24 protein-coding genes and 1 tRNA gene are annotated in these 24589 nt (G+C 69.7%); 11 read left to right on the plus strand and 14 right to left on the minus strand.

Annotation, left to right across the window (positions count from 1 at the left end):
* Nucleotides 1–56 precede the first annotated feature (56 nt).
* The gene (locus AC1DB1_RS02010; protein ID WP_477199590.1) at nt 57–641 is read left to right on the plus strand and encodes a TetR/AcrR family transcriptional regulator; all 585 of its coding nucleotides are present in this window, start codon (nt 57–59) and stop codon (nt 639–641) included.
* A gap of 33 nt (nt 642–674) precedes the next feature.
* On the opposite strand, the gene AC1DB1_RS02015 is transcribed toward AC1DB1_RS02010, so the two are convergent.
* Nucleotides 675–1103 carry an SRPBCC family protein gene (locus AC1DB1_RS02015; protein ID WP_271176984.1) on the minus strand — a complete coding sequence of 143 codons (429 nt, stop codon included), beginning with the start codon at nt 1101–1103 and terminating at the stop codon, nt 675–677.
* Nucleotides 1104–1216: 113 nt separating this feature from the next.
* Nucleotides 1217–2965 carry a glycoside hydrolase family 13 protein gene (locus AC1DB1_RS02020; RefSeq protein WP_477199591.1) on the minus strand — a complete coding sequence of 583 codons (1749 nt, stop codon included), beginning with the start codon at nt 2963–2965 and terminating at the stop codon, nt 1217–1219.
* A gap of 71 nt (nt 2966–3036) precedes the next feature.
* Between AC1DB1_RS02020 and AC1DB1_RS02025 the strand changes: the two genes are divergently transcribed.
* Genes AC1DB1_RS02025 through AC1DB1_RS02035 form a run of 3 tightly spaced genes read left to right on the plus strand, consistent with a single transcriptional unit; the run spans nt 3037 to nt 7921 of the window.
* A complete protein-coding gene (locus AC1DB1_RS02025; RefSeq protein WP_477199592.1) occupies nt 3037–4557 on the plus strand; it encodes an FUSC family protein in 1521 nt (506 codons plus the stop codon).
* 2 nt (nt 4558–4559) lie between these two features.
* The gene (locus tag AC1DB1_RS02030; protein WP_477199593.1) at nt 4560–6704 is read left to right on the plus strand and encodes a S9 family peptidase; all 2145 of its coding nucleotides are present in this window, start codon (nt 4560–4562) and stop codon (nt 6702–6704) included.
* A 44-nt stretch (nt 6705–6748) separates the two neighbouring features.
* Nucleotides 6749–7921, plus strand: coding sequence for a low temperature requirement protein A (locus tag AC1DB1_RS02035; RefSeq protein WP_477199594.1), 1173 nt, complete (start codon nt 6749–6751; stop codon nt 7919–7921).
* A gap of 82 nt (nt 7922–8003) precedes the next feature.
* Here the strand turns inward: AC1DB1_RS02035 and AC1DB1_RS02040 are convergent, their stop codons facing one another.
* Nucleotides 8004–8837, minus strand: a complete 834-nt coding sequence (locus AC1DB1_RS02040) for an aldo/keto reductase (protein ID WP_477199595.1) — start codon at nt 8835–8837, stop codon at nt 8004–8006.
* A 106-nt stretch (nt 8838–8943) separates the two neighbouring features.
* On the opposite strand from AC1DB1_RS02040, the gene AC1DB1_RS02045 reads away from it, so the two are divergent.
* Entirely contained in the window at nt 8944–9489 is a 546-nt protein-coding gene (locus AC1DB1_RS02045; protein ID WP_477199596.1) for a type 1 glutamine amidotransferase domain-containing protein, read from the plus strand.
* Nucleotides 9490–9533: 44 nt separating this feature from the next.
* Here AC1DB1_RS02045 and AC1DB1_RS02050 read toward each other — a convergent pair whose 3' ends face one another.
* Entirely contained in the window at nt 9534–10475 is a 942-nt protein-coding gene (locus AC1DB1_RS02050) for a formylglycine-generating enzyme family protein (RefSeq protein WP_477200074.1), read from the minus strand.
* Between the two features lie 295 nt (nt 10476–10770).
* On the opposite strand from AC1DB1_RS02050, the gene AC1DB1_RS02055 reads away from it, so the two are divergent.
* Nucleotides 10771–11055, plus strand: coding sequence for a Fe-S cluster assembly protein HesB (locus AC1DB1_RS02055; RefSeq protein WP_477199597.1), 285 nt, complete (start codon nt 10771–10773; stop codon nt 11053–11055).
* A gap of 67 nt (nt 11056–11122) precedes the next feature.
* Here the strand turns inward: AC1DB1_RS02055 and AC1DB1_RS02060 are convergent, their stop codons facing one another.
* Nucleotides 11123–11743 carry a DUF805 domain-containing protein gene (locus AC1DB1_RS02060; RefSeq protein WP_477199598.1) on the minus strand — a complete coding sequence of 207 codons (621 nt, stop codon included), beginning with the start codon at nt 11741–11743 and terminating at the stop codon, nt 11123–11125.
* 110 nt (nt 11744–11853) lie between these two features.
* Nucleotides 11854–14226: a cell wall-binding repeat-containing protein gene (locus AC1DB1_RS02065; protein ID WP_477199599.1), complete on the minus strand. Its 2373-nt coding sequence runs from the start codon at nt 14224–14226 to the stop codon at nt 11854–11856.
* A gap of 204 nt (nt 14227–14430) precedes the next feature.
* On the opposite strand from AC1DB1_RS02065, the gene AC1DB1_RS02070 reads away from it, so the two are divergent.
* On the plus strand, nt 14431–14688 hold the full coding sequence (locus tag AC1DB1_RS02070) for a ParB family protein (RefSeq protein WP_477199600.1): 258 nt from the start codon (nt 14431–14433) through the stop codon (nt 14686–14688).
* A complete protein-coding gene (locus tag AC1DB1_RS02075) occupies nt 14685–15371 on the plus strand; it encodes a GntR family transcriptional regulator (RefSeq protein ID WP_477199601.1) in 687 nt (228 codons plus the stop codon). The genes AC1DB1_RS02070 and AC1DB1_RS02075 overlap by 4 nt, the downstream gene beginning before the upstream one ends.
* On the opposite strand, the gene AC1DB1_RS02080 is transcribed toward AC1DB1_RS02075, so the two are convergent.
* On the minus strand, nt 15364–16065 hold the full coding sequence (locus tag AC1DB1_RS02080; RefSeq protein ID WP_477199602.1) for a GntR family transcriptional regulator: 702 nt from the start codon (nt 16063–16065) through the stop codon (nt 15364–15366). The two genes, AC1DB1_RS02075 and AC1DB1_RS02080, sit on opposite strands and share 8 nt — an antisense overlap.
* Complete coding sequence (locus AC1DB1_RS02085; RefSeq protein ID WP_477199603.1) at nt 16065–16748, minus strand: GntR family transcriptional regulator; 684 nt, start codon at nt 16746–16748, stop codon at nt 16065–16067. Before AC1DB1_RS02085 ends, AC1DB1_RS02080 begins: the two co-directional genes overlap by 1 nt.
* Nucleotides 16749–16892: 144 nt before the next feature.
* Between AC1DB1_RS02085 and AC1DB1_RS02090 the strand changes: the two genes are divergently transcribed.
* The gene (locus AC1DB1_RS02090; protein WP_477199604.1) at nt 16893–17744 is read left to right on the plus strand and encodes a class II glutamine amidotransferase; all 852 of its coding nucleotides are present in this window, start codon (nt 16893–16895) and stop codon (nt 17742–17744) included.
* Between the two features lie 45 nt (nt 17745–17789).
* Entirely contained in the window at nt 17790–18248 is a 459-nt protein-coding gene (locus tag AC1DB1_RS02095; protein WP_477199605.1) for a MarR family winged helix-turn-helix transcriptional regulator, read from the plus strand.
* A gap of 25 nt (nt 18249–18273) precedes the next feature.
* Here AC1DB1_RS02095 and AC1DB1_RS02100 read toward each other — a convergent pair whose 3' ends face one another.
* From AC1DB1_RS02100 to AC1DB1_RS02120, 5 genes are all read right to left on the minus strand, one after another.
* Complete coding sequence (locus AC1DB1_RS02100; protein WP_477199606.1) at nt 18274–19104, minus strand: HNH endonuclease family protein; 831 nt, start codon at nt 19102–19104, stop codon at nt 18274–18276.
* 66 nt (nt 19105–19170) lie between these two features.
* On the minus strand, nt 19171–19782 hold the full coding sequence (gene nrdG, locus AC1DB1_RS02105; protein WP_477199607.1) for an anaerobic ribonucleoside-triphosphate reductase activating protein: 612 nt from the start codon (nt 19780–19782) through the stop codon (nt 19171–19173).
* 63 nt (nt 19783–19845) lie between these two features.
* On the minus strand, nt 19846–22101 hold the full coding sequence (nrdD, locus tag AC1DB1_RS02110; protein WP_477199608.1) for an anaerobic ribonucleoside-triphosphate reductase: 2256 nt from the start codon (nt 22099–22101) through the stop codon (nt 19846–19848).
* A gap of 402 nt (nt 22102–22503) precedes the next feature.
* Nucleotides 22504–22576 (minus strand) — tRNA-Arg (locus AC1DB1_RS02115).
* Between the two features lie 39 nt (nt 22577–22615).
* On the minus strand, nt 22616–22996 hold the full coding sequence (locus AC1DB1_RS02120) for an MmcQ/YjbR family DNA-binding protein (protein WP_477199609.1): 381 nt from the start codon (nt 22994–22996) through the stop codon (nt 22616–22618).
* A 57-nt stretch (nt 22997–23053) separates the two neighbouring features.
* On the opposite strand from AC1DB1_RS02120, the gene AC1DB1_RS02125 reads away from it, so the two are divergent.
* The gene (locus tag AC1DB1_RS02125; RefSeq protein ID WP_477199610.1) at nt 23054–23671 is read left to right on the plus strand and encodes a dihydrofolate reductase family protein; all 618 of its coding nucleotides are present in this window, start codon (nt 23054–23056) and stop codon (nt 23669–23671) included.
* Between the two features lie 49 nt (nt 23672–23720).
* Here AC1DB1_RS02125 and AC1DB1_RS02130 read toward each other — a convergent pair whose 3' ends face one another.
* Nucleotides 23721–24500 (minus strand): dienelactone hydrolase family protein, encoded by a 780-nt coding sequence (locus tag AC1DB1_RS02130; protein ID WP_271176966.1) that lies wholly within the window; start codon nt 24498–24500, stop codon nt 23721–23723.
* Between the last annotated feature and the right edge of the window lie 89 nt (nt 24501–24589).

A 24589-nucleotide genomic window follows, 5' to 3' on the forward strand; every position in this document is an offset into this window, starting at 1 on the left:
GCACGAGAGCTGCACGGCACCTTCATCGCGGAAGGTCTCTCGCCTATTGTGGTGAGGTGGGACGCATACCTGATCCGAACCGCAAACCCGAGTTGCTCGGCCGCATCATGGAACATGTCGCGACGGAGCCCCTGTCACGGATGACCTTCCGCAGTCTGGCGAGTGCGCTCGGCGTCAGCACCTACTCGTTCGTGTACCACTTCGGCTCCCGCCAGGAGATGATCGACGCCATCCTCGAAGAGGGCGTGCGACAGCACGGTGAGACGATCACGGGCGTCGACGTCGCCGAATTCGACCAGGAGCAGTTCGCCGCCTGGTACGCCGAGGCCTTCCGGCATTCCCTGCGCGACGCCAATCGCACCGGGCTGCGCCTGCAGTTCGAGGCCGGCGCGCTGGAACCGATCGACCCCGACATCGGCAAGCGCATCACCACCTCGTTCGCGGAGTGGCTCGACACCGTCGACCGCTGGTTGCAGCGGCACGGCGTCGACCCGGCGCGGTCTCGCGTGCTGGCGACCTGGCTCACCGACACCGTCTCCGGGCTGCACTTCGGGTACCTGATCACCGGCGATCACGCGCGCACCGTCGCCGCCTTCGACGTGTTCATCGACGCCTTCGTGCGCGAGGCCTTCGCCGACTGAGTCAGCGGCCGCGTGCGGCTGCACGCCGCGCCGTCAGCGGCGTTCGCACACCGCCTTCACGCCCTCGAGCATCTGCGCCCAGTTCGCGCGCGAGTGCTTCGCCGCCTCCAGCGTCGGATTGTTGTCCTGGTCCAACGTGATGTGCGTACCCTTCGACGTCTCATCGAGCTCGAATCGGAGCGTGTGATAGTTCTCGGGCACATCCGGCTCGCCGCTCATCGGGCTGAAGTGCGTGAGCACGATCCGCGAGGGCTCCTGCAGTTCGATGACCACCCCGTGATCCTCGAACGCCGTGCCCTGCCACTCCCCGCGCCACACGATGCGGCTTCCGATACGCCAGTCGGAGACGATCTCGGCGCCGAACATGATCTCCGGATGCGAGCCATTGCTGGTCAGCACCCGCCACACCTTCGCGCGGGGCGCCAGCACATCCGTCTCGGCCCGCGCAACATAGCTGCTCATCGTGCGATCTCCTCACCGCCCCGGCACCGACCATCGCCGTGCGCACAATGAGACCACCGCGCGCGACGTTCGGCAAGGGGCAGGTGGAGCGCCGCGCGCGCCGGGCGGCCTCGTCAGTCGGTGCGCACGAGCACGAGCGCCTGCCACGGGGCAAGCCGCCCGTCGGCCGCGCGGGAGCCGTCCGGCAGATTCCCGAGCACGAACTCGGCCTCGCTCCAGCTCCCGGGATCCGGCCGCACGTCAACCGCCGGCGCAGAGGCGCCCGCCAGCGCATCCGGCTCGTACTCAGCGACTTCGCCCGTGAGATTCACGAGCACGAGCATCCGGCGGCCTTCGAGCGTGCGCGTGTACGCGAAGATCTGCGGGTGCTCGGCCAGCACCAGCTCGAACGATCCGCGCGCGACCACGTTCTCGCGGTGCCGCAGGTCGATGAGCTGCCGGTAGTACGCGAACACGGAGTTCGGATCGTCGCGCTCGGCTGCAGCGTTGATGCGCGTGTAGTTCGGGTTGGCTTCGATCCACGGGGTCGCGGCGCTGAAGCCGGCGTTCGGGGCCGACGACCACTGCACCGGCGTGCGGGCGTTGTCGCGGCTGGTGCGGCGGAGCGCCGCCAGAACATCGGCGGGCGACGCCCCGAGAACGTCGACGGCCTCGGCGTAGTAGTTCAGCGACTCGATGTCGCGGAAGTCCTCGATGCCCTGGAACGGCACGTTGGTCATCCCGAGTTCCTCGCCCTGGTACACGTACGGCGTCCCCCGCTGCAGGTGCAGCACCGTCGCGAGCGCCGTGGCCGACTCGCGCCAGTAGACCGTGTCGTCGCCGAACCGGCTGACCACCCGGGGCTGGTCGTGGTTGTTCCAGTAGAGGCTGTTCCAGCCGGCGTCGGCGAGGCCGCGCTGCCACTTGCCGAAGGACTCCTTGAGGTCGAGCACCGTGGCGTCGCGGTGGTCCCACTTGCCGCCGGGGCCGTGGTCAAGGTCGACGTGCTCGAACTGGAACACCATGTCGAGCTCGTCCCGAGCCGGATCGGTGAACAGCTGCGCCTCGTCGATCGTGACTCCGGGCATCTCGCCGACGGTGAGGAAGCGGTCCTCGCGCCCGGCGAACACGCGCTCGTGCATCTCGTGCAGGAACTCGTGGATGCGCGGACCCTGCCCGTAGTACGGGTAACCGTCGCCGTACAGGGCCCCCGGAGCCACGACACCGTCGGGCAGGCTGGTGACCTTGGAGATGAGGTTGATGACATCCATCCGGAACCCGTCGACCCCACGGTCCAGCCACCAGTTCATCATCGCGTAGACGGCGTCGCGCACCTCCGGGTTCTCCCAGTTGAGGTCGGGCTGCTTGCGCGAGAAGAGATGCAGGTAGTACTCGCCGCTGGCCGGGTCGAGCTGCCAGGCCGAGCCGGAGAAGAACGACGCCCAGTTGTTCGGCTCGGCGCTGTGCTCCCCCGGCGTCTTGCCGTCGCGCGGCGGGCGCCACCAGTACCAGTCGCGCTTGGGGCTGTCGGGAGACGAGGCCGACTCCACGAACCACGGATGCTCGTCGGAGGTGTGGTTCACGACGAGATCCATCACGAGCTTGATGCCGCGCTCGTGCAGTCCCGCGAGCAGCTCGTCGAAGTCCTCGAACGTGCCGAACAGCGGGTCGATCGCCTGGTAATCGCTGATGTCGTAGCCGTTGTCGTCGTGCGGGCTCGCGTAGATCGGCGAGAGCCAGAGCACGTCGACGCCGAGAGCGACGAGGTGGTCGAGGTGGTCGATGACTCCGCGGAGGTCGCCGATCCCGTCGCCGTTCGAGTCGGCGAAGCTGCGCGGATAGATCTGATAGACGACGGCTGACTGCCACCACTTGTCGGTCATCCACTCACCATACGGAAGATGCCCGAGAATGCTTAATGTCTCCCACTCGTTCGCGTCGAAACGGTCATCACATGCGTATGGTCTCCGCGCTCGCTCCGGCTGCTCTGCGCGCCGCCCTCAGCGTGGGTGCCGCCGCGGCCGCCTGCGCCACCATGTGGTGGATCGCCGTCTGGGTCGGCGCCGGTTCGTCGACGGCGGTGCTCGCAACCGTGATCGCGTTGACCCTGTCGCGGCGCACCTTCGGCTCCCGCGGCGAGTTCGCCAGGTCGTCGGCCGCGCTTCCCGCTGTCGGGCTGGTCGCCGCGGGCGTCGGCTGGCTGCTGGTCGCCGTTCCCGTCGCGGGTGCGGTCGCCTTCGTGCTCGGGATGTCCATCCCGATCTGGATGCGGCGCTTCGGCGAGCGCGCATCGCGCCTCGGGACGCTGATCACGCTCCCCTTCGTCGCCATGCTGGTGGCGCCGGGAGCGGCGCCGAAGACAGGGGACCCGTGGCTCGATCTGGCGCTGCTGGTCGCGGCGTCGGTCGTCGCGATCGCGTGGGTGGCGCTCTCCCGCGAACTCGGGATGCTGCTCGGTGTCGTGAGTGCCGCATCCCCGCCGGCGCCACCCGCGCGGGCCGAGGGACTGCAGAAGGCTGAGCGAGCCCGGCCGGCCGACGGGTCCGTGCGCACCCCGCTTCCCGCCAGCACCCGGATGGCCCTGCAGATGGCGGCGGCCCTGTCGGCGGCCTTCGTCGTCGGATGGCTCGCCTTCCCCGAGCACGCGATGTGGACCGTGCTGACCGCGTTCATCGTGTGCTCCGGCAACCGCGGGCGCGGCGACGTCGTCTACAAGAGCGGACAGAGGGTCGCGGGCGCGCTCGCTGGGACCGTCGTCGCGGTGGCCCTCTCGTTCGTGGTCGAGCCGACGGGCTTCGGTGCGGTCGTCGTGATCTTCGCCGCCCTGTTCGTCGGATCGTGGCTGCGCGACGTCAGCTACGCCTTCTGGGCGCTGACGATCACACTGGTGCTCACCCTGCTGCAGGGAGTCCTCGGCACCACCCCGGCGGCCCCGGCGTCGCTCGGCTGGATGCTCGCCGAACGGATGCTCGCGATCGTGGTCGGCGCACTGATCGGCATCGCAGCGAGCTGGTTCATCCTGCCCGTGCGGAGCTCCGACGTCGTGCGCCGCCGTCTCGCCGACGCGCTGCTCGCCCTCACGGGGGTGCTCGCCCCGTCCTCCGACGATCCGGATGCCCCCAGCCGCGCCGAACGGATCGCCGCCTTCCGCGCCGCGATCGACCGGCTCGAGCAGCTGGCGCCGACGCAGAGCGCGCACCGGATGCTCCGGAGGGGCCTCGGGCGCGCGACCGCTCACCCGTCCCGGCCTGCACATCCGATCGACTGCATCCGGGTCGCCGCCTCGCTGCCCGCGGCCCTGGACTCCCCCGCCCCGCGCTCGCGCGCGGGTGTCGGCGCCGCCCTGCGCGACGCACGCCGCTCTCTCGCCGCACCCGCCGACTTCGACCGCATCCACACGGCTCTCGTCGCCCTCCGCGCGCAACTCGATCCGCCCTCGCCACTGCCGGGCGGGAATGGGGCCGGTAGCCTGTGAGCATGCTCACGCCGCCCACGACACCCAAGCGACCGACCGAACGCCTCCACCACGGCGACGTGTACATCGACGACTACGAGTGGCTGCGCGAGAAGGACGATCCGACGGTCACCGCCCACCTGCACGAGGAGAACGCGTACACCAACGCGCGCACCGATCACCTGTCTCTGCTGCGGGAGCAGATCTTCGAAGAGATCAAGGACCGCACCCGGGAGACCGACCTGAGCGTGCCCACCCGCGAGGGCGAGTGGTGGTATTACACCCGCACGGTCGAGGGGAAGCAGTACGGCGTGCATTGCCGCGCCCCGATCGCCGACCCCGACGACTGGGAGCCGCCGGCGCTCGACGAGGACGCGCAGCGCAACGGGCTTCCCGGCGAGCAGATCCTGCTCGACGACAACGTCGAGGCGAAGGGCCACGACTTCTACTCGCTCGGCAGTTTCGACGTGAGCGCGGACGGCACCCGCCTGCTCTGGGCGGTCGACACCGAGGGCGACGAGCGCTACACGATCCGCATCCGCTCCCTCGTCGACGACGGCGCGGAGTTCCCCGACGAGATCACGGGCACGAGCGCCGGTGCCCTCTTCGACCAGACCGGAGCTTTCGTGTTCTACACGACGGTGGACGACGCGTGGCGCCCGGACACCGTGTGGCGGCATCCGGTGGGCGTCGGCCCGGCGAACGGCGACGACGCCTCCACGGACACGCTCGTCTTCCACGAACCCGATGAGCGGTACTTCGTCGGCGTCGGCCTCACCCGCAGCCGCCGGTTCCTGATGATCGAGGCGGGCTCCAACATCACGAGCGAGACCTGGCTGCTCTCGTCGGACGACCCGACCGGCGACTTCACCGTCGTCTGGCCGCGGGTGGACGGCGTCGAGTACGAGGTCGAGCACGCCGTCGTCGACGGCCGCGACCGTCTGCTCATCGTGCACAACGCCGACGCGATCAACTTCGAGCTCATCAGCGTCGCCGCCGAAGACCCGCAGGGCCATCGGCGCGTCCTGCTCCCTCACAACCCGGCCGTGCGGCTCGAGAGCGTCGACGCGTTCCGCGACTTCGTCGCCGTCGAGTACCGCCGCGAGGGCCTCACCCGCATCGCCGTCGCCTGCCTCCCCGAGAACGGTTCGGACGACGACACCCTGCACGAGCTGCACTTCGACGAGGAGGTCTTCACCGTCGGCGCCGGCGGCAACCCGGAGTGGACGCAGCCGACGCTGCGGCTCGGCTACGGCAGCTTCGTGACCCCTTCGACCGTCTACGACTACGACGTGCGCACCCGCGAGCTCCGCAAGCGGAAGCAGCAGGCCGTGCTGGGCGACTTCGATCCCAGCCTGTTCGAGCAGAAGCGCGAATGGGCGACGGCCAAGGACGGGACGCGCATCCCGATCTCGCTCGTCTACCGCCGCGACCTCGTGACCCCCGGCGAGCCGGCGCCGCTCGTGCTCTACGGGTACGGCTCGTACGAGGCGAGCATGGACCCGTCGTTCGGCATCCCGCGCCTCAGCCTGCTCGACCGCGGCATCGTCTTCGCCATCGCCCACGTGCGCGGCGGCGGCGAGCTCGGCCGGCTCTGGTACGAGAACGGCAAGAAGCTGCACAAGAAGAACACGTTCACCGACTTCGTCGAGAGCGCCCGCCATCTGATCGACACCGGATGGACGGCCCCAGACCGCCTCGCCGCCCAGGGCGGGAGCGCCGGCGGCCTCCTGATGGGCGCCGTCGCGAACCTCGCGCCGCGCTACTTCTCGGGAATCCTGGCCGAGGTTCCGTTCGTCGACCCTCTGACGAGCATCCTGGACCCGTCGCTGCCGCTGACGGTGACCGAGTGGGACGAGTGGGGCGACCCGCTGCACGACGCCGAGGTCTACGCGTACATGAAGTCGTACTCGCCGCTCGAGAACGTGCACCAGACGCACTACCCGCGCATCCTGGCGGTCACCAGCCTCAACGACACCCGCGTTCTCTACGTCGAGCCGGCGAAGTGGGTGGCGCGGCTGCGCGAGGTCGGGGCGGATGCGCTGCTGAAGATCGAGATGGCGGCCGGGCACGGCGGCGTCTCCGGTCGCTACTCCGCGTGGCGCGAGCGCGCGTTCTCGTACGCGTGGCTGGTGGATGCGGTGGGAGCGCACCCGACCGGCGAGTAGCCGCCGCGTCGGATGCGCGTGCTGACGTGACGAACGGAGGTGCAGTGACCGACCGGGACCCGTCGCGGGTGCACTGGATGGAGCTGTTCTTCGACCTGATCTTCGTCGCGCTCGTCGGACAGCTCGCTCATCAGCTCAGCCACGAGCCGACCTGGGGTGCGCTCGCACTGTTCTTCGCCCTGTTCGCGTCCGTGTGGTGGTCGTGGGTGAACCTGACGTTCGCCGTCAATGTGATGCCGGAGCTGACCCGGCGCACACTCGCGATCGTGATGCTCATCTCGATGTTCGCGGTGGGAGCGATCGCCGTGGCGGCGCCGGAGGCGACAGGCGACCGTGCGTGGCTGTTCGCGGCGGGGAACGCCGTGCTGCGGCTCGTGCTGCTGGCGCTCTGGGTCCGCCGGTCCTGGTGGTCCGGCACGGCATCCCGTGTGCGCGTGTTCGTGTACAACGGCGTGACCGCTCTGCTCTGGCTCGTGTCGGTCTGGCTGCCTGCGCCCGCGTCGTTCGTGCTCTGGGGCGTCGCGATCGTGCTCGAGGTCGGCCTTCTCGTCGGCAGCATGTCGTCGTGGTCGGGCGGCGCCCTCGAGCGCCTCAACGTGGAGCATCTCTCCGAGCGGTTCGGCCTGCTGGTGATCATCGTGCTCGGCGAATCGGTGCTGTCGGTCGTCACTGCCCTCGACCTCGCGTGGACGGTCGCGTCGGGGATCACGGCGTTCCTCTCGCTGCTGATCGCGTCGTTGCTGGCCTGGTCGTTCTTCCTCTACGGGGCGGACGCGATGGTCGCCGGCCTCACGCGGTTGCGGGCGGCCGGAGACTTCCGCGCGATCCGGGACACGGTTGCCTTCCTCCCGTTCTTGCTGGTGTCGGGGGTCACGGTGATCGCCGGGGCGCTGTCCATCGCGATCGCGCATCCGGATGCGCCGCTGCCGCCGGTTTCCGCGGCGTCACTGGGCGGCGGCATCGCACTGTTCTTCATCGCCAACGCGGTGATCTCCCGGCGCTTCGGCGACCCCTGGCCAGTGGTGCTGCGCTGGGCCGTGGTGGCGATCGCGTTGCCGGTCGCGCTGGGGTTCGCGGCGCTCACGCTGCCGGCCGTCGCAAGCGTGGCGGCGGCCGTGGTCGTGTTGGCGATCGTGGATGTGTCGGCCGAGCTCGGCTCGCGCTCACGCCGCCGAGCGGCTGCACTGCCTACCGCCCAGGATCGACTCGGGGATTGATCACGCTCAGGGACGTCTGAGCGTGATTAATCCCCGACTCGAGTGAATGGGCTGGCCCAGCGGGGCGGGAGCGGCGGGGCGCTCAGCCGAGGTCGTCGGGGTCTTTGCCGGTGCGCTCGCCCGTCTCGAGCGCGGCGATCACGGCGAGGTCGTCGGCGTCGAGCTCGAACCCGAAGACGTCGAGGTTCTGGCGGATGCGCTCCGGAGTGACCGACTTCGGGATGACCACGTTGCCGAGCTGGAGCTGCCAGCGGATCACGATCTGCGCCGGCGTCACGCCATGCTTGCGCGCCAGCGCCTCGAGCGGCTCATTGCCGAGGATGCGTCCGCGCGCGAGCGGCGACCACGCCTCGGTCACGATCCCGTGCGACGCGTCGTAGGCGCGCACGTCGCTCTGCGGCAGCCACGGGTGCAGCTCCACCTGGTTCACCGCGGGAACGGTCTCCGTCTCCCTGGCCAGACGCTCGAGGTGGTGGATGTGGAAGTTCGCGACGCCGATCGACCGCGCCCGCCCTTCCGCCCGGATGCGCTCGAGCGCCCTCCAGGTGTCCACGTACTTGTCGTGCTTCGGCGCCGGCCAGTGGATCAGGAACAGGTCGACCGTCTCGAAACCGAGCCGCTCCAGACTTTCGTCGAACGAGCGGAGCGTGCTGTCGTAGCCGTTCCGGTCCCACCAGACCTTGGTCGTGACGAAGATCTCGTCGCGGTCGATCCCGCTGCGCCGGATGCCCTCGCCGACCCCGCGCTCATTGTCGTAGAAGGCGGCCGTGTCGATGTGGCGGAATCCGGCGTCGAGGGCGGTGAGCACGGCATCCGGCGTCTCGGATTCGGGGATCTTGTACACGCCGTAGCCGAGCTGCGGGATGCGGTTGCCGTCGTTCAGGGGGATCAGGGGGATCTCGGGAATGAGCGCCATGGGTTCATTCTCGCGCGCTGAAGGCGTACGGATGGTGTGACGACCCAGGACGACGTCCCGGATGACGTCCCGGATGACGTCCCAGACGAGCAGAAGGAGGAGTCGGATGACTCTCGAAGGAAAGACGATCGCATTCGTGGTGGCTGCAGAGGGAATCGAGCAGGCCGAGCTGGTGGAGCCGTGGAAGGCGGTCACCGATGCCGGCGGCACGCCGAAGCTGATCTCGGCGGAGGCGGGCATCGTGCAGGCGTTCAACCACCTGGACAAGGCGGACACGTTCCCGGTGAATGTGACGCTCGCCGAGGCATCCGCCGACGACTACGACGCGGTCATGCTTCCCGGAGGTGTCGCGAACGGCGACGAGGTGCGCACCCAGCCTGAGGCGGTGGCCCTGCTCAAGGCCTTCGCCGGTGCGGGCAAGCCGATCGGGGTGATCTGCCACGGCGGATGGGTGCTGATCGAGGCAGGCATCGTCGACGGCCGCACGCTCACCAGCTGGCCCAGCCTGCAGACCGACTACCGCAACGCGGGCGCCGAGTGGGTCGACCAGGAGGTCGTGGTCGACGACGGCGCGTTCCCCCTCGTCTCCTCGCGCAAGCCGGACGACCTGCCCGCGTTCAACCGGGAGTTCCTCGCCGCCGTCGGCGGCTAGCGCCCCCGGCGCCAGGCGCGACAACCCGGCGCGCCGGGCCAGGCTCAGAGGGCGACCGTGCGGAAGCCGGTGTTCGCCATCGAGGAGTCGGGCGTGTTCGACGAGCGCGCGGCGTTGCGGTAGCGGTTGCAGTACGAGTCGTGGCAGAGGAACGAGCCGCCGCGCATCACGCGCTGGGTGCCCTCGGCCGGGCCCGTCGGATCCGCCGGGCTGGACACCGCGTAGTAGCCCGCGTCGTACCAGTCCGCGCACCACTCCCAGACGTTGCCCACGGTCTGCCACAGTCCGTACGCGTTCGGCTCGAAGGTGTGCACGGGCGCGGTGGTCAAGAATCCGTCGGCCGTCGTGTTGACCCCGGGGAAGTCGCCCTGCCAGATGTTCGTGCGCCACGGGTCTGCCGCAGCCGTAGCGGACGCCGTCTCGAGCCCGCCGCGCTCATCGCCCCACGGGTAGCGGGCGCCGTCGAGCCCACCCCGCGACGCGCACTCCCACTCCGCCTCCGTCGGCAGCCGCCGGCCGGCCCACGCGCAGTACGCCTGCGCGTCGTTCCAGCTGAGGTGCACCGCCGGATGCTCGTCCAGGCCGTCGATCGACGAGTGACGCCCGCCCGGATGCCGCCAGTCCGATCCGGCGACCCCGAGCCACCACGGCGTCTGAGGCGGCTGGCCGAGGATGTCCTCGTCGTCGGCGGCGAGCGCGAGGTGGAACACGGCCGAGTATCCGAACGTCTCGGCCTCCGTGCGATACCCGGTGGCGTCGACGAAGCGCGCGAACGCCGCGTTCGTGACGCTGGTGGTGTCGATCGAGAACGCCGCCAGCGTCACCGGATGCACGGGCGTCTCGCCGTCGCCCCACCGGTCGTCACCGTGCCGGTCGCCCATCGCGAAGGTCTGCGCCGGGATGCGCGCCTGCGGGATGTCGTGGCCGGCCACGGCGGTCGCACTGACCGTCAGGGTCCCGGAGATGGGGCGTGCGCCGAGCGTCAGCCCCTGGCGGGACGGCGCGCAGCAGTCGTGGCCGGCATCGTGCGAACCGCCCGTGTGATCGTGGTCGGCGGCGTGCGCAGCGGCTGCGGGGTCGGTGGTGGACACGTCCCCATTCTGCGGGCGCTGGGTCGCAGTGTCTATGTATTCACAGCGCCCGGGGAGGTCGTCGAACAGCGCCGGCACGGCGCATCCCGAGGTTCTTGAGTGGTTCCTGGCAATCGCCGCGAAGCACTTGATGCATTCCGCCGGTCGCGGGAACGTAGGGCGTTCTGGACCGCAACTGGAAGGAGAGCACATGCTCACCCTGACTGAAAACGCCAGCACGATCGTCAAGACCCTCACCGGTCAGAACACCGAGACGGAGGACGCCGGTCTGCGCATCGCGAGCAGCAACCCGCAGAGCACCGCCTTCGCCGCCGCCGTGGCGCCGATCCCCGAGCCGGCCGACCAGGTCGTGGAGGTGTCGGGAGCCCGGCTGTTCCTCGAGCCGAGCGCAGCCGTCGCACTGGACGACAAGGTGCTCGATGCTCAGGTGGACGCCGACGGAGCCGTGAGCTTCGCCATCGGCGCCGTCGCCTGAGGCACGACCCGTACAGAGAACGGCCCCCGCCGCGATGCGCAGCGGGGGCCGTTCTCTGCGTTCGGGGTCAGGGTGCGTCGGCGTCGGGATCAGGGTCGGCCGGCGGCGCCGGCCGAGTGCGCGGCTCGGCATAGAGGGGCTGACCGCCGGCCGGGCTCGCGTACGGCAGCGGATACTCGGGCCAGCCGTACTCACGAGGCGTCGGCTGCGCTCCCGTCGTATCCGCTGCATAGCCGGGGACCTCGTCGTCGGGCCGGTCGAATCGCGCACCTCTGGGGTTCGGCGGGAGCAGTGTCATCACGAAGATGGCCAGGGCGCCGAGGCTGGGCACGAGCACGAGCAGCAGCAGCCAGGCGCTGAGGTCGACATCGTGCAGCCGCCGTGCGTGCAACGCGATGCTCGGCACCAGCGTCGCAAGCCCCCACAGCACGAGCAGCACGACGCCCACCGCCAGGCCGGGGCCCGCCCGGTAGCGGCCCTCTGCATCCGTCGTGGAGCCGGCCAGGCCGCCGAGCAGCATCACCAGATAGATGGCCCCGACGACGACCGCGTTCGCGAGCGCCCACCACCAGTACTCGCTCCGGCTCGCGCGCCCGTCGAAGCGGGCGTACTTCCTCCAGAAACGGCGGACGCTCTGGATGAGCGGCGCGGCGTAGTACGGCGCCCAGAGCGGTGTCGACGGCGTCATCTCGTGACCCCCAGGTGCGGCAGCGGGTGTACCGGTGCTCGACAGCCTAACCGCGGCGGCCCGGGACCGCGCGAGTGCGATCCCGGGCCGCCGATGCGGTCAGTCCTGGGCTACGAGGTGCAGGAGGTCAGCGACTGCACCCGGGCCGTCAGCGAACCGGTCCCGCCCAGCAGGGTCACGGAACCGACACCGAGGCGGGCGATTCCCGCGATGATCCCGGCGGACAGGCAGTTCGTCTGGCTGACGTACAGCGGCGCCGCGCCCTTGGCCGCGAGCACTGCACCGGCGAGGGCGTCCGGGAACACGACACCGCTGGCGACGTAGACCTTCGACGCTGCCGGGAACGCATCGGTGTTGATCGTCTGCGATGCCGCATAGCGGTCTGCGCCTCCGAGCCGTTTCACCGAAGCCGCTTTGCCCGCGAGCGATTTCTCGATGCCCGCCGACACCGATCCGGCGCCTCCGGCGATCCGGATGGCGGCCGGGTGCAGTTTCGTGATGAGCGCCAGCGTGGCGGCGTCGAGCGTCGGCTTGGCGCCATTGACGAGAAGGACGGCGGAGCCCGTCGAACCCGCTGCGGCGCCGGCGGACAGCGCATCCGGGAAGTTGGAGCCGGTGGCGAGGTACAGGGTCGGAACCCCCGTCTTGCCGAAGACCCCGTCGACCAGGCCGCGGGAGGCGGCGTAGCGGTCGGCACCGGCGTACCGCTTGACGGGAGCGATCGCGCTGAGCGTCTTCTCGACCGCGGCGGAGACCGAACCGGTGCCGCCGACGATCACGATCTTCGCCGGTGAGAGGGTGGCGATCTTCGCCTTGACGCTCGCCGGCAGGGTGCTCTTGGCCGTCAGGAGGAGCGGTCCCTTGCCCGCTGCCGCTGCAGGGGCGGCACTCAGAGCATCCGGGAACGTCTCGCCGCTCGCGACGTAGACCACGTCAGCCGTCGTCGGGTAGCCGGCGTTCGCGATCGCGACCGCTTCGCTGTACCTGTCGGCGGCGGCGATCCGGTCCACCGCCGGCGTCGCGGCGATGGTGACGGTGCCGGTGACGGCCGTGGAACGGCTGCGCACGCCCCAGCCGGCGACGACGCGATACGTGTGCTTGCCGCGCGCGGCGCCCGTCAGGGGCAGGCTGAACGCCGTGCTGCCCTTTGCGATGGCCACCTGCGATGTCGGAGAGGACGCGCCGTCGAGGTACAGGTAGACGGTGTCTCCGGGGATGCCGTTCGGCAAAGTTCCCTGCAGGCCGTGTCCGGTGAACACGACGCCGGACGGGTCGAAGACCGTCGGGGTGCTCAAAGAGACCGCGAGCTCCCAGTCGGGCTGCTGATCGGCGATGCTCTCGTACTGCCCGATGATCGGGAAGAATGCGGAGTGGATCGCCGAGCTGCAGGACTTCGTGCCATTCGGTGCATCGCTCGCCGACAGCACACCGATCGCGTAGTTGCCGGCCATCGCCGATCCGCCACTGTCGCCGGGCAGAGCGCAGGCGGTGGTGATGTACGCGTTCACCGTGTGCGCGACGTCGTTGTCGTCGTAGACGTCGACGTACTGATCGACGTCGGTCACCTTGCCGCACGTCCACCCTGTCGTACGTCCCGACTTGCAGAACAGCGTGCCGGCGACGGCAGAGGTCTGCCCGTAGACGGCCACGGGCGAGCCTGCGGTCTGAGCGCCCTTGCCGCCGCCCCACGTGGCGACGCGCGGCTTCGGGGTGAGCGCCTTGTTCGTGACGGCCACGAGTCCGGAGTCGTAGCCGCCCCCGAATTCGAAGCTGGCGTCGATCATCGAGCCGATCGGAGAACCTGCCCGCAGAGAGGTCGATCCCGCGGTCGGCTGGGTGAGCATGAACGGAGTCGGGAGCGGGGAGGACTGATTGCTCGCCGTGCGCAGGCAATGGCCGGCGGTGGCGAACTGCGAGGCTCCCGTGGAGACCGAGAAGCCGTTGAAGCCGATCGAGCAGAGGTCCCAGTACGGACCGTCGACGAACGCCCATCCGGTGCCGTTGACGAGGTCGGCGAGCGCGGTGAACTTCTTGCCGCTGAAGACCTCACGACCGGCGCCGCTGCCGACGACGGCGTCCGCCCCGCGCGACGTCACGGAGGCGACGTCCTGCTTCGTGGCGACGTCGACGACGAGCTGCGTGCCGTCGAGCCTGGCATCGGAAACGTGGACGCCGTCGCCCGTGAGGTCGGAGATCACCTGTCCCGCGTCGACCGTCGCGGCGGCGGTGGCCAGATACTGCTCCGGCGTGACCCCGAGGTCGCGCTGCACGGCGGAGACCAGGTCATCGGGGAGTTGAGCCGCCTGATCGACGAACCGGGAGGCGGAATAGTCGCCCATGTGGGCATCCGGAGCAGATGGTCCCGACGGAGTCGACGTCGAGTGCGGCGTCGGCTCCTCCGATGCGATCGCCGGAGTCACCCCCAGCAGTCCGGCGATGATCGTCGCGAAGACGATTCCCGCACCGGTTTTCGAGACCTTCATGCATCCCCCTTTGTAAGCAACAGAAACATCGAGAGCTTAGGGGTTGCGGGGCCGCTTCGGCGACTTCCCTTACGGGTGACACGCACCGCACGAGCGGACACGGACACTGGGGCGGATCACCCCGGAGCCCACCCGCCGTCGACGCGCACGAGCGCCGCGCGGCGGATACGTTCGTCGCTGGACCGCCGACCTCGAGGACCCGTCATGCATCAGCAGAATCACCCCGGGCACAGCGTCCCGGACGACCGGACCACCGTCACGTTCTATCTCGACCTGGAGTTGCGCGCCAGAGCCCGCGCGGCGTACGAGCACACGCGCGTCGTCGAGACCGACGACTCGTGGTCGCACATGATCGGCAAAGCCCTCACCGCCGAAGTCGGGCGGCGCGAAGCGCTCTACAACCAGAGCCATCGCTTCGTCGCCGACGACCGGCGCCTCCCTCCCGGCCGGCCGGTCCGATGACGAACGCTCCGCTCGAACAGCTCTCGACCCGGCTGCTCGCCCAGTCGGCCTACGAGGCGCTCCGCCGGATGATCATCACCGGCCAACTGGCACCCGGCACGCGCATCCGGGTGGACGACCTGGCGTCGCGCTGGCACGTGTCGCGCACGCCCGTGCGGGAGGCCGTCTCCCGGCTGGTGCTCGTCGACCTCGTCACGGTCGCGCGCAACAGCCGCACGGCGGTCGCGCACTGGACACCCGGCGACATGCTCGAGCGCGCCGAGATGATCGGCACCCTTGCGGAGGCGGCCGGCGAGCGCGCGATGGCCATGGTTCCGTCCGCGCATGACGGGTCAGGCGAATTCGACGACGCCGAGGCCGATCTGCTCACCGCGCGGGCGACAGCATCGGATGTGCGCGCGTTCGTCACCCTGTGCTGTGCGATGCTCGGCCGGTCGGGCAACCGGGTCGCCCTCTCGACCGTGAGCGTTCATCTCGCCCCGCTGGTCGGGGACTTCTACGTTCCGGCGATCGCCGGGCGGTTCGGCGTGCGACTCGACGTCGCCGCCGACGAACGCCGCACGCTCGTGGCCGACCTGCGACAGGCGATCGACGCCGGTGACGCACCGTGTGTCCGCTCGACCATCGCGGCGTACGTCGCGGCGCTCCGTCGCTCCCACGAAGGGGTCGGGAGCATCAATTGAGCGGGTTCGCGTCGATGTCCACGTCGGTGCGGCGGTATTCGTCGAGGAACTGGCGACGGCTCGCCCCGAACAGTTCGCCCACCAGCCGGGCGGCAGCCTCTGCGTCGCCCTCCTTCGCGGCGGCGACGATCCGATCGAGCTCCGCGGGAAGACTGTCGACGTCGAACGGGCGCGTCCACACCGTGACGTAGCGGAGCACCTGCGGGCGCAGACCCTCGGCGGCGGCGAGCAGCACGGCGTCGCCGGAGGCGCGCTCGAACTCGAAGAAGAAGCCGTCGACGGCGCGGGCGAGCGCCGCCCCGTCTCCCGCCTTCGCGTTCGTCTTCACCTCAGACGCCTGGCGTGCCAGCTCCGCGATCTCGGGCGACCCGAGGTGCGGCACCGCCCGCCGCACGGCCTGCTCCAACAGGATGCCCGCGGCCGCGACGCCTTCGTCGATCGCCCGCAGGTCGAGCGGGGCGACGCGCGTGTACCGGTTGGGCGCCATCTCGACCAGCCCGATGTCGGCGAGCCGCATCAGTGCTTCGCGCACCGGGGTACGGGAGACGCCGAGCCACGTCGTGAGGGTCTCGTCGAGAAGGGTCTCCCCCGGCTCGAGGGTTCCATCGATGATCCCGGCGTAGATGCGCTCGTAGACGATGTCGCGGAGAAGCCGGCGTTCGAGGGGCGCGGAATTGCGCGTGGGAAGCGGCATCAGTGCTCTCCTCCCGCCGGTGCCTGCACGTCCACGGCGGGGCCCCCGATCCCGTCTGACCAGAACGCGGAGGCGCTCCGGGCGGCCGCGACGGCGTCGCCGTCCAGGGCTGCGCTGATCATCGCGGTCAGCTGGGGAAGCGCTCGTGCGGGGGCATCCGGTGCATGACCGACGTTGATCGCACGCAGCACTTCGGGGGTGTGACGGGCCACCATCCGGGCGATCGCACGATTGTCCAGGCGTCGGAGGAAGAGGGCGAGCGTGGAGTCGTCGGCGAGCTGGCCGCGCAGGAGAGCCGCGGCATCCGCCACAGCCGCCAGGCTCTTCGCCGTGGAGCGGAGCGCCTTCCGGTCGGCGTCGGTGAGGAGCGGAGTCGCATCCTGTACGGCGGCGCCGGCCAGAGTCGCGAGCATGTCGGCGAGCGCGCTGATCCGCGCGGGATCCACGGGCGTGACCCTCGTCTGCTTCTGGGGCAGGATCTCCACGAGTCCCATCGCGGCGAGCTGATTCAGAGCCTCGCGCACCGGGGTGCGGGAGACGCCGATCCACTGCTCGATCTCGCTATCGACCAGCTGCTCGCCCGGCAGGAGGTCTCCGCCGACGATCGCATCGAGCAGACGCTCGAAGACTTCGTCGCGGATCAGCCGGCGCGGACTGATCGTGTCGATCACAGGTACGGGCATCTTCTGGATATTACATCCCAACTACTGGGATGCCGCCGGGGCGCATCTCACCCGTCGCGGGTGATGGACGTGCGCTGAGCCCGGTACTAGGGTCGGTCGCGTAAGGGAGCAGGCGTCGAGGTCGCTCCCGAGGAGATGGTCCATATGTGCCGTTGGTTGGCGTATTCGGGGGAACCGCTCAAGCCGTCGACGGTGGTGCTGGATGCCCAGCATTCCCTCGTCAAGCAGTCGCTGAACTCACCGCTCGGCGCCGAGACCGTGAATGGAGACGGATTCGGGTTCGGGTGGTATCCGAGCGGGCCGGACGCCGGCACGCAGCCGGCGATCTTCCACAGCACGGAGCCGGCCTGGAACGACACGAACCTGCGTGAGCTGACGGAGGCGATCGAGAGTCCGCTCTTCTTCAGCCACGTGCGAGCAGCGGCCGGGCCGCCGATCCAGCAGACGAACTGCCACCCGTTCCGGTACGAGAACTGGCTGTTCATGCACAACGGGGCGCTGGCGGACTTCCACAAGTCCAAGCGAGAACTGACCTTCGCGGTCGACCCCTCGCTCTACCCGCACATCATGGGCACGACCGACTCGGAGGTGCTGTTCCACCTGGCCCTCACCTTCGGCCTGATGGAGGACCCGATCGCAGCGATGACCGCCGCCATCCGGCTGGTCGAGAAGGTCGGGCACGACAACGGCATCGCCTTCCCGATGCAGGGAACGGTCGCAGTGGCGGACGGGACGACCATCTGGGCGTTCCGGTACTCGTCGCAGGGCCGCACCCGCTCGCTCTTCCACTCCGTCGACATCCCGACACTGCGCGAGATGTACCCCGACATCGACCGGCTCAACATCTTCGGCAGCCGCGCGCAGGTCGTGGTCTCCGAACCGCTGAACGATCTGCCCGGCGCGTTCCGCGAGGTGCCGGAGTCGACGGTCGTGGTGCTCGACGAGACCGGATACCGGCACGAGCCGTTCCTGGCCGAGGAGTCCGTTCCGGTCTGAGGGGTGGGGGCGCCGGCGCTCGGTGAGCGCGTCTACGATGAGCGCATGACATCTGCCGAGGCCGTCCCCCCGACGGTCGAGAGCGTGCACGTCCCCGAGAACTGGTCGTCCGGCCGGTTGCTGTCGACGGCCGCCCGGCTGGTCGAGCGGGCGTGGGCGGATGCCCTCGAACAGCTCGGACTGACGCACGCCGGCCTGATCGTGCTGCAACTGCTCGAGTCCGGCTTGACCACGCAGGCGGAGCTCGCCCGGCACGCACGCGTCGAAGCGCAGACCATGTCGCGCACCGTCGACCGGCTTGAGCGCGAGGGCCTGGTGGAGCGCGTTCCGGATGCCGCCGACCGTCGCCGCCACATCATCCGGATGACGCACAGCGGCGCCGCGATCTGGCAGCGATCCCTCGGCCTCGAGAAGACGGTCTTCCCTGAGGTCGACGATCCGGATGCCCTGCGCGCCGCCCTCCTGCAGATCGTGCACGCCCCGGCGGTCGTGCGCCGCGCCTGATCCGCAGCGCGCAAGACGGCGGGTGTCAGCGCCCGAGCGCCGGCTGGGACGGACAGCGAGCGAGGACCCGCGCGATCGCGTCGCGCTCGGCCTGCGTGACCCAGAGGCCGTATGCCGCCTTCACCGACACCTGCCGCGCGACATAGGCGCACCGATAGCCTGTGCTGGGCGGGAGCCAGGTCGCCGCATCGCCGTCGCTCTTCTGCTCGTTCGTCGGCCCGTCGACCGCGAGCAGGTTCAGCGGATCGTTCGCCAGCGCGATCCGCCTGCTCTGCGTCAACTGCTGCGCACCCGTCTGCCACGCGTCCATCAGCGCGACGACATGGTCGATCTGCACGGCGACGGACGTGGTGCTGCCGCGCACGAAGGCGATCGTCCTTCCCGTGTACGGGTCGTGGAGGGTTCCGGCGGTCACCCGGCACAACCCCGATCTCACGGCCGGACGCAGGTCGCGGTCGAGGATGTCGTTGCGGGTGTCGCAGCCATTGCGGTCGACGTCCGTCCAGGCCGTTCCGAAGCGGCCCACGCGGTCGTAGCCGGTCTTGGGCGCTCGCCCCTTGACCGGCAGGGTCTGCAGAAGCGCGAGGGCTGTCCCACCCGCCGCCGGGGCATCCGGGCTTGTCGGGGTCGGGGTCGGCACGGACGTCGCGGAGTCGGTCGACGCGGGAGCGGACGTCGCGGGAGCGGACGTCACGGGAGCGGATGTCGCAGGAGCGGCCGTCGGGGCGCCGACGAGTCCGCTGCTCGCGGCGCCGACGACCACCGCGGCGAGAACCGCGAAGCTCAGCCAGCCGGCGAGGGCCCGCGCCTTCGATGAACGGCGTCGTGAGGGCACGGCACGTCTGGATTCTGGCACGACGAGAAGTCTCGCAGGGGCCGCCGACCTTGCGGGCCCCGCTCGCCGGTCATGCGGACTTCCGGCTCACAGCAGCGCCCGTCGGGCCACGCGATCGGCGTGGGAGACCGTGGGTGCGAGGTCGCTAGGCGAGGAGCCGGCATCCGCGTCGCTGCGACGTGCGTCTGAGGCGCCCGCCCAGACGATCGGCCGCCTCGCCGCCAGAGACGCGGGCACGTCGAGCACACGCTGGTTGGTGCTTCCGCGGAACGCCAGGCTCAGGTCGCGCCGCTCGATCAGGAAGGGACCATCGACCAGCACGTCGAGGCCGTCGAGCAGTGCGAGTGTGTCGGCGCGCCCGGCGGCACCCTCGGCCAGGAGCTGCTCGAACGTGTAGCCGCTCCAGCACCACACGTCTCTGCTCCGGCCGAACCGCTCGCGCACCCGATGCAGCAGGCGCAGGCACACCCTCGTGTTGAGGAACGGCTCGCCGCCCATCAGAGTGAGCCCCTGCACGGCCTCGTGGGCGAGATCGACGAGGATGCGCTCTTCCAGCTCGTCGTCGTACGGCCGGCCGTAGCGGAAACTCCAAGCGGCCTCGTTGTAGCAGCCCTCGCATCCGAAGAGGCAGCCGCTCACGTACAGGCTGCAGCGCACACCCTGGCCGTCGACCATGACGAACGGCTTGTAGTCGGCCACGTAGCCGTGGCTGACCTTCTCGGATCTCCATCGGCCCGGTTCGGGCACGCGCACCACGGGCGGTCAGTCGACGGTCAGGTGCTTGACACGCGAGGAGATCTCGACGTGGCGCCCGTGCACCATCGGTCGCTGCTGCGGATTGCCGAGGTAGCCGCAGGTGCGCTTCACCACGTCGCAGCTGCGGGGGTCGGTGTTGCCGCATCCGGGACACGCGAAGCCGCGCGCTGTCGGCGAGAAGTCGCCGACGAAGCCGCAGAGGTGGCAGCGGTCGATCGGGGTGTTCGTGCCAAGGTAGCCGATCCGGTCGTAGGCATAGTCCCACACCGCCTCCAGCGCCTTCGGATTGGTGCGGAGCACCGGGTACTCGCAGTAGTGGATGAACCCTCCCGACGCATACGGCGGGTAGTCCTTCTCGAAGTCCAGCTTCTCGAACGGCGTGGGGTTCTTGCGCACGTCGTAGTGGAAGCTGTTCGTGTAGTACTCCTTGTCGGTGATGTCGGGAACGGAGCCGAACCGGGCCGCGTCGAGGCGGCAGAACCGGTCGGTCAGGCTCTCACTGGGCGTGGAGTAGACCGAGAACCGGTAGCCGTAGCGATCTGTCCACTTCGCGGCACTGTCGGCCAGCCGGCGGACGACGCGGAGCGTGAACTCCTTGGCCTCGGGGTCGTTCTCCCACCGGCCGCCGTAGAACGCGGTCGCGGTCTCGTAGAGGCCGATGTAGCCGAGCGACACCGTCGCGCGGCCGTCGCGGAACAACTCATCGACCTCGTCGGTGGGCGCCAGCCGTCGCCCGAAGGCGCCGTGGACGTAGAGGATCGGGGCGTTCGCCGGGACGGCCTCGGCGCACCGCTGCACCCGGTAGACGAGGGCGTCGCGCACAGTCTGCAACCGCTCGGCGAGCAGGCTCCAGAACACGTTCTGGTCACCGTTCGCCTCGAGGGCGATGCGCGGCAGGTTGAGCGTGACGACGCCCAGATTCATCCGGCCCTCGACCACGTTCCTGCCCTCGTCGTCCACCCAGGCCGGCAGGAAGGAGCGGCACCCCATGGGCATCGTGAAGCCGCCGGTCAGTTTCACGATCGTGTCGTAGCTGAGGACATCCGGGTACATGCGCTCGGTCGCGCACTCGACGGCGAGCAGCTTGATGTCGTAGTTCGGATCGGACGGCTCGAGGTTCAGGCCGCGCTTCAGCGTGAAGATCAGCTTGGGGAAGATCGCAGTGCGGCGCTCACCGCCGAGCCCCAGGATGCGGATCTGCAGGATCGCGCGTTGGATCTCGCGCTCCAGCCAGCCGGTGCCGAGCCCGAAGCCGACCGACGTGAACGGTGTCTGCCCGTTGGACGTGAACAGCGTGTTGATCTCGTATTCGAGGCTCTGCATCGCATCGTAGATGTCTTTGCGCGTCTTCTCCTCGACGTACGCGTTCCGCTGCTCCTCATCGACGTTCCATCGTTCGGCGTCGGCCTGGTGCTTTGCGCGGTTGATGGCCGCGTACGGCGCGAGCAGCTCGTCGATGCGGTTCACGGAGCAGCCGCCGTACTGGCTCGAGGAGACGTTCGCGATGATCTGGGAGATCTGCGCCGTCGCCGTCTGGATCGAGCGCGGAGGGTCCACCTGGGCATTGCCGATGCGGAAGCCCTGCGCGAGCATCGTGTCGAAGTCGATGAGACAGCAGTTCGTCATCGGCGCGTAGGGGTGGTAATCGAGGTCGTGGTAGTGGAGATCGCCCTTGGTGTGGGCGTTCGCGACGTGCGGCGGCAGCATCCTCAGCCCGATCGCCTTGCCGACGGCGCCGGCCGTGAGGTCGCGCTGCGTGTTGAAGACGTCGCTGTCTTTGTTGGCGTTCTCGTTGACGACCGCCTGCTCCTTCTCCAGCAGCCGGCCGATCGACTGGTTGACGTCGGTCGCCCTGCTGCGCGCGAGGTCGCGTTGCACGCGGTAGTCGATGTACGCCTGAGCGACGGCGTACTCACCCGACTCCAGCAACGCGTGCTCGACGACGTTCTGGATCTCGTAGATCTTGATGGCGGCGCCAGTGCGTCCGGCTCCGGTGCCTCCGGCTCCGTCACTGCCCCCGAAGCGATCCGCGATCTCGGCCTCGATGCTCTCGACCAGTTCGTCGAGCACGAGCTCGTGGAGCGCAAGCGGCGGACCGTAGACGGCGCCGAACGCCCGGCGGAGCGCCGACCGGATGCGCGCGTCGTCGAACGGCAATCGTCTCCCATCGCGCTTGAGCACCGAGAGCGGCGGCCGCTCCACGTCCCCCGCGCTCACGTCCGCGCCGACGCGAGTCTGCTTCTCCTGGTCGATCGGGCTCACGATCCGCTCCCTCCGCCGCGATCGGGTCGACCACAAGATGTGGTTCCGTCTCGCGCAGCGGCAACAACATATTCGGTCTGAGGGCAGCCATCGGCTCGGATCCGGCGCCGTGCACGAGGTCCGCGGCCGGGATGCGCAGCCGAGGTCCCTGGTCTACGCGCCTGTCACCCGGACCGGCCGCCGGTGCCCGAGCCCGCTCCTCCACTCGCACCGCGCTGAGTGGTCGCGAATTGTCGCGCGGAGCACGATTTCGACCCGTGCGGCGACAATTGGTGACCACTCGGCGCCGGCCACGACGATCGCCTGTGGACAACCATGCGGCGAGGGGACAATCATGCGGGAGACGGCACCAAACGAAAACGGCCCGCTTTCGCGAGCCGTTCTCTACTGTCTCAACCAGTGTGCGCCCGGAGGGATTCGAACCCCCAACCTTCTGATCCGTAGTCAGATGCTCTATCCGTTGAGCTACGGGCGCAATGGCCTGTTGCGATACGCTCGCGGGCCGGATTAGAGCTTACATGACGCCGTCGAGTACCGCCAATTGGCGCTTCAGCGCGACCTGGCGGTACGACGTCTCGATCAATTCGGCGAGTTCGGTCCAGTCGGCGTCCGAGGTATCGAGGTCGACCGCCAGCCAACCGGATGGTCCCCAGTACGGAGGCGAGAAGAAGCGTTCGTCCTCGCGCAGCGCCCGCGCCTCCTCCGGGTCCGGCTTGAACACGACCGTGTTCGGGCGGTCCATGCTGCTGCCGACGATTGCGAAGATCTTCTTGCCCGCGCGGAACGTCGGGCGGCCCCAGGCTTCGACCTCCACCGACTCCGGCAGCCGCAGGCACAGCCCCCTCACCCGCGCGACCAGCCGGTCGCCCGCGTCGAAGAGCTGCGGATGTTCCATGGCAGGAGGGTACCGCCGACGTGCGACCCGCGCCAGACTGGGGCGGGGAGGTCGATGATGACTGTTTTCATCGATATGACGGTGTCGCTCGACGGCGTCGCCGCCGGTCCGGAGGTCGGCCTGTCGCACCCGCTCGGCATCGGTGGCGGCCGGCTGCACCGCTGGATCGGGATGGGCGGCGATCAGGACATCGACGATCCGCCCGCGCGCGCAGGGGAGCCCGACGGGATCGATGCGGCCGCGGCCGCCGCGATGTTCGAGGGCACCGGTGCGTTCGTCATGGGGCGCACCATGTTCGATGTCGGCATCGACCTGTGGGGGCCAGACGGCGCGTTCGGCGTTCCGGCCTTCGTGGTGACCCACCGGGCGGAACCGGTGCTGGTGCGCGGCGCGACCACCTTCACGTTCGTGACCGAAGGGCTCGAGACGGCCGTGCACTGGGCGCGGGATGCGGCGCAGGGCCGCGACGTGTGCATCGCCGGCGGTCCCACCCTGGCCGACGCAGCCCTGCGCGCGGGGCTGGTCGACGAGCTCGTACTGCACGTCGTGCCCGTGCTGTTCGGCGAAGGCACCCGTCTCTTCGAGGATGGCCCGCTGCACCGCGTCGAGCTGATGCCGCTGGCCACCGCCCAGACCGCGGCCGCCACGCACCAGCGCTACGCCGTTCTGCGCTGAGCCGAAAGCCACGGCGGCAACGAGCCTCGCCGCTCCCTGCGGGCAGCGGCTACGCGAACACCTCGTCGAGGAAGCACACCATCGCCCGCCAGCTGCGGGCATCCGCCACCGGCCGGTAGCGGTCGGTTCCCGGGATCGTGAACGCGTGCGGCGCGCCCGAGTAGCTCGTCACCTGCCAGTCCACGTGCGGGGCCGCCCGCAACTCGTTCTCGAAGGCCACCACCGCGTCATCCGGCACCACGGGGTCGGATGCGCCCGTGAGCACCAGCAGCGACGCGGCGATCGCACCCGCATCGCTCGGATCGTGCGTCACCAGACCTCCGTGGAACGACACGACGCCTCGGGCGGGCGCACCCGTGCGCGCGAACTCGAGCGCGGCCGTCCCGCCGAAGCAGTAGCCGATCACGGCGAGACGCGCCGGGTCGACAGCCGGATGCTGCAGCAGCGTCGTGAACCCGGCCGACACCCGCGAACGCAGCAGGGGGAGATCGCGATAGTACTTCGTCGCTTCGGCCGATGCGTCGTCGCCCGTCGGGCGCACACCGGCGCCGTAGAGGTCCGCCGCGAAGGCGACGTAGCCGAGCCGTGCGAGCATCTGCGCGCGCATCCGCACGTTGTCGCCGACGCCGTGCCAGTCGTGCAGGATCAGCACGGCCGGCTTGCGCTCGTCGGCCTGCACGTCGCGGGCGAGGTAGCCCTCCAGGGCGAGCCCCTCGTGCTCGTACGCGATGACTTCGGCGTCGATCACGGAGTGGGGACGGATGGGGACCTGCGCGAGCAGGGCCTCGTGGGCAGGCGAGAGGGAGGGCATCGGGGATGCGATGGTCACAACGGCTCCAGGAACTTCGGTTCGCGCTCCGTCGGTCGACGGGCGCGGCCTGGCCTGCTGTGGCTCGGGTACGCGGTATGCAACACGCG

It is taken from the genome of Leifsonia sp. 10N434 (assembly GCF_056394405.1).

Coding starts and splice junctions, on each gene's coding strand:
- AC1DB1_RS02040 (WP_477199595.1), bottom strand. CDS start 8,837: ATGGCGCTCATTCCCGAGATCCCCCTGATCCCCCTGAACGACGGCAAC.
- AC1DB1_RS02025 (WP_477199592.1), top strand. CDS start 3,037: ATGCGTATGGTCTCCGCGCTCGCTCCGGCTGCTCTGCGCGCCGCCCTC.
- AC1DB1_RS02125 (WP_477199610.1), top strand. CDS start 23,054: ATGACTGTTTTCATCGATATGACGGTGTCGCTCGACGGCGTCGCCGCC.
- AC1DB1_RS02070 (WP_477199600.1), top strand. CDS start 14,431: ATGCATCAGCAGAATCACCCCGGGCACAGCGTCCCGGACGACCGGACC.
- AC1DB1_RS02060 (WP_477199598.1), bottom strand. CDS start 11,743: ATGACGCCGTCGACACCGCTCTGGGCGCCGTACTACGCCGCGCCGCTC.
- AC1DB1_RS02085 (WP_477199603.1), bottom strand. CDS start 16,748: ATGCCCGTACCTGTGATCGACACGATCAGTCCGCGCCGGCTGATCCGC.
- AC1DB1_RS02045 (WP_477199596.1), top strand. CDS start 8,944: ATGACTCTCGAAGGAAAGACGATCGCATTCGTGGTGGCTGCAGAGGGA.
- AC1DB1_RS02065 (WP_477199599.1), bottom strand. CDS start 14,226: ATGAAGGTCTCGAAAACCGGTGCGGGAATCGTCTTCGCGACGATCATC.
- AC1DB1_RS02095 (WP_477199605.1), top strand. CDS start 17,790: ATGACATCTGCCGAGGCCGTCCCCCCGACGGTCGAGAGCGTGCACGTC.
- AC1DB1_RS02075 (WP_477199601.1), top strand. CDS start 14,685: ATGACGAACGCTCCGCTCGAACAGCTCTCGACCCGGCTGCTCGCCCAG.
- AC1DB1_RS02080 (WP_477199602.1), bottom strand. CDS start 16,065: ATGCCGCTTCCCACGCGCAATTCCGCGCCCCTCGAACGCCGGCTTCTC.
- AC1DB1_RS02090 (WP_477199604.1), top strand. CDS start 16,893: ATGTGCCGTTGGTTGGCGTATTCGGGGGAACCGCTCAAGCCGTCGACG.
- AC1DB1_RS02120 (WP_477199609.1), bottom strand. CDS start 22,996: ATGGAACATCCGCAGCTCTTCGACGCGGGCGACCGGCTGGTCGCGCGG.
- AC1DB1_RS02020 (WP_477199591.1), bottom strand. CDS start 2,965: ATGACCGACAAGTGGTGGCAGTCAGCCGTCGTCTATCAGATCTATCCG.
- AC1DB1_RS02030 (WP_477199593.1), top strand. CDS start 4,560: ATGCTCACGCCGCCCACGACACCCAAGCGACCGACCGAACGCCTCCAC.
- AC1DB1_RS02055 (WP_477199597.1), top strand. CDS start 10,771: ATGCTCACCCTGACTGAAAACGCCAGCACGATCGTCAAGACCCTCACC.
- AC1DB1_RS02015 (WP_271176984.1), bottom strand. CDS start 1,103: ATGAGCAGCTATGTTGCGCGGGCCGAGACGGATGTGCTGGCGCCCCGC.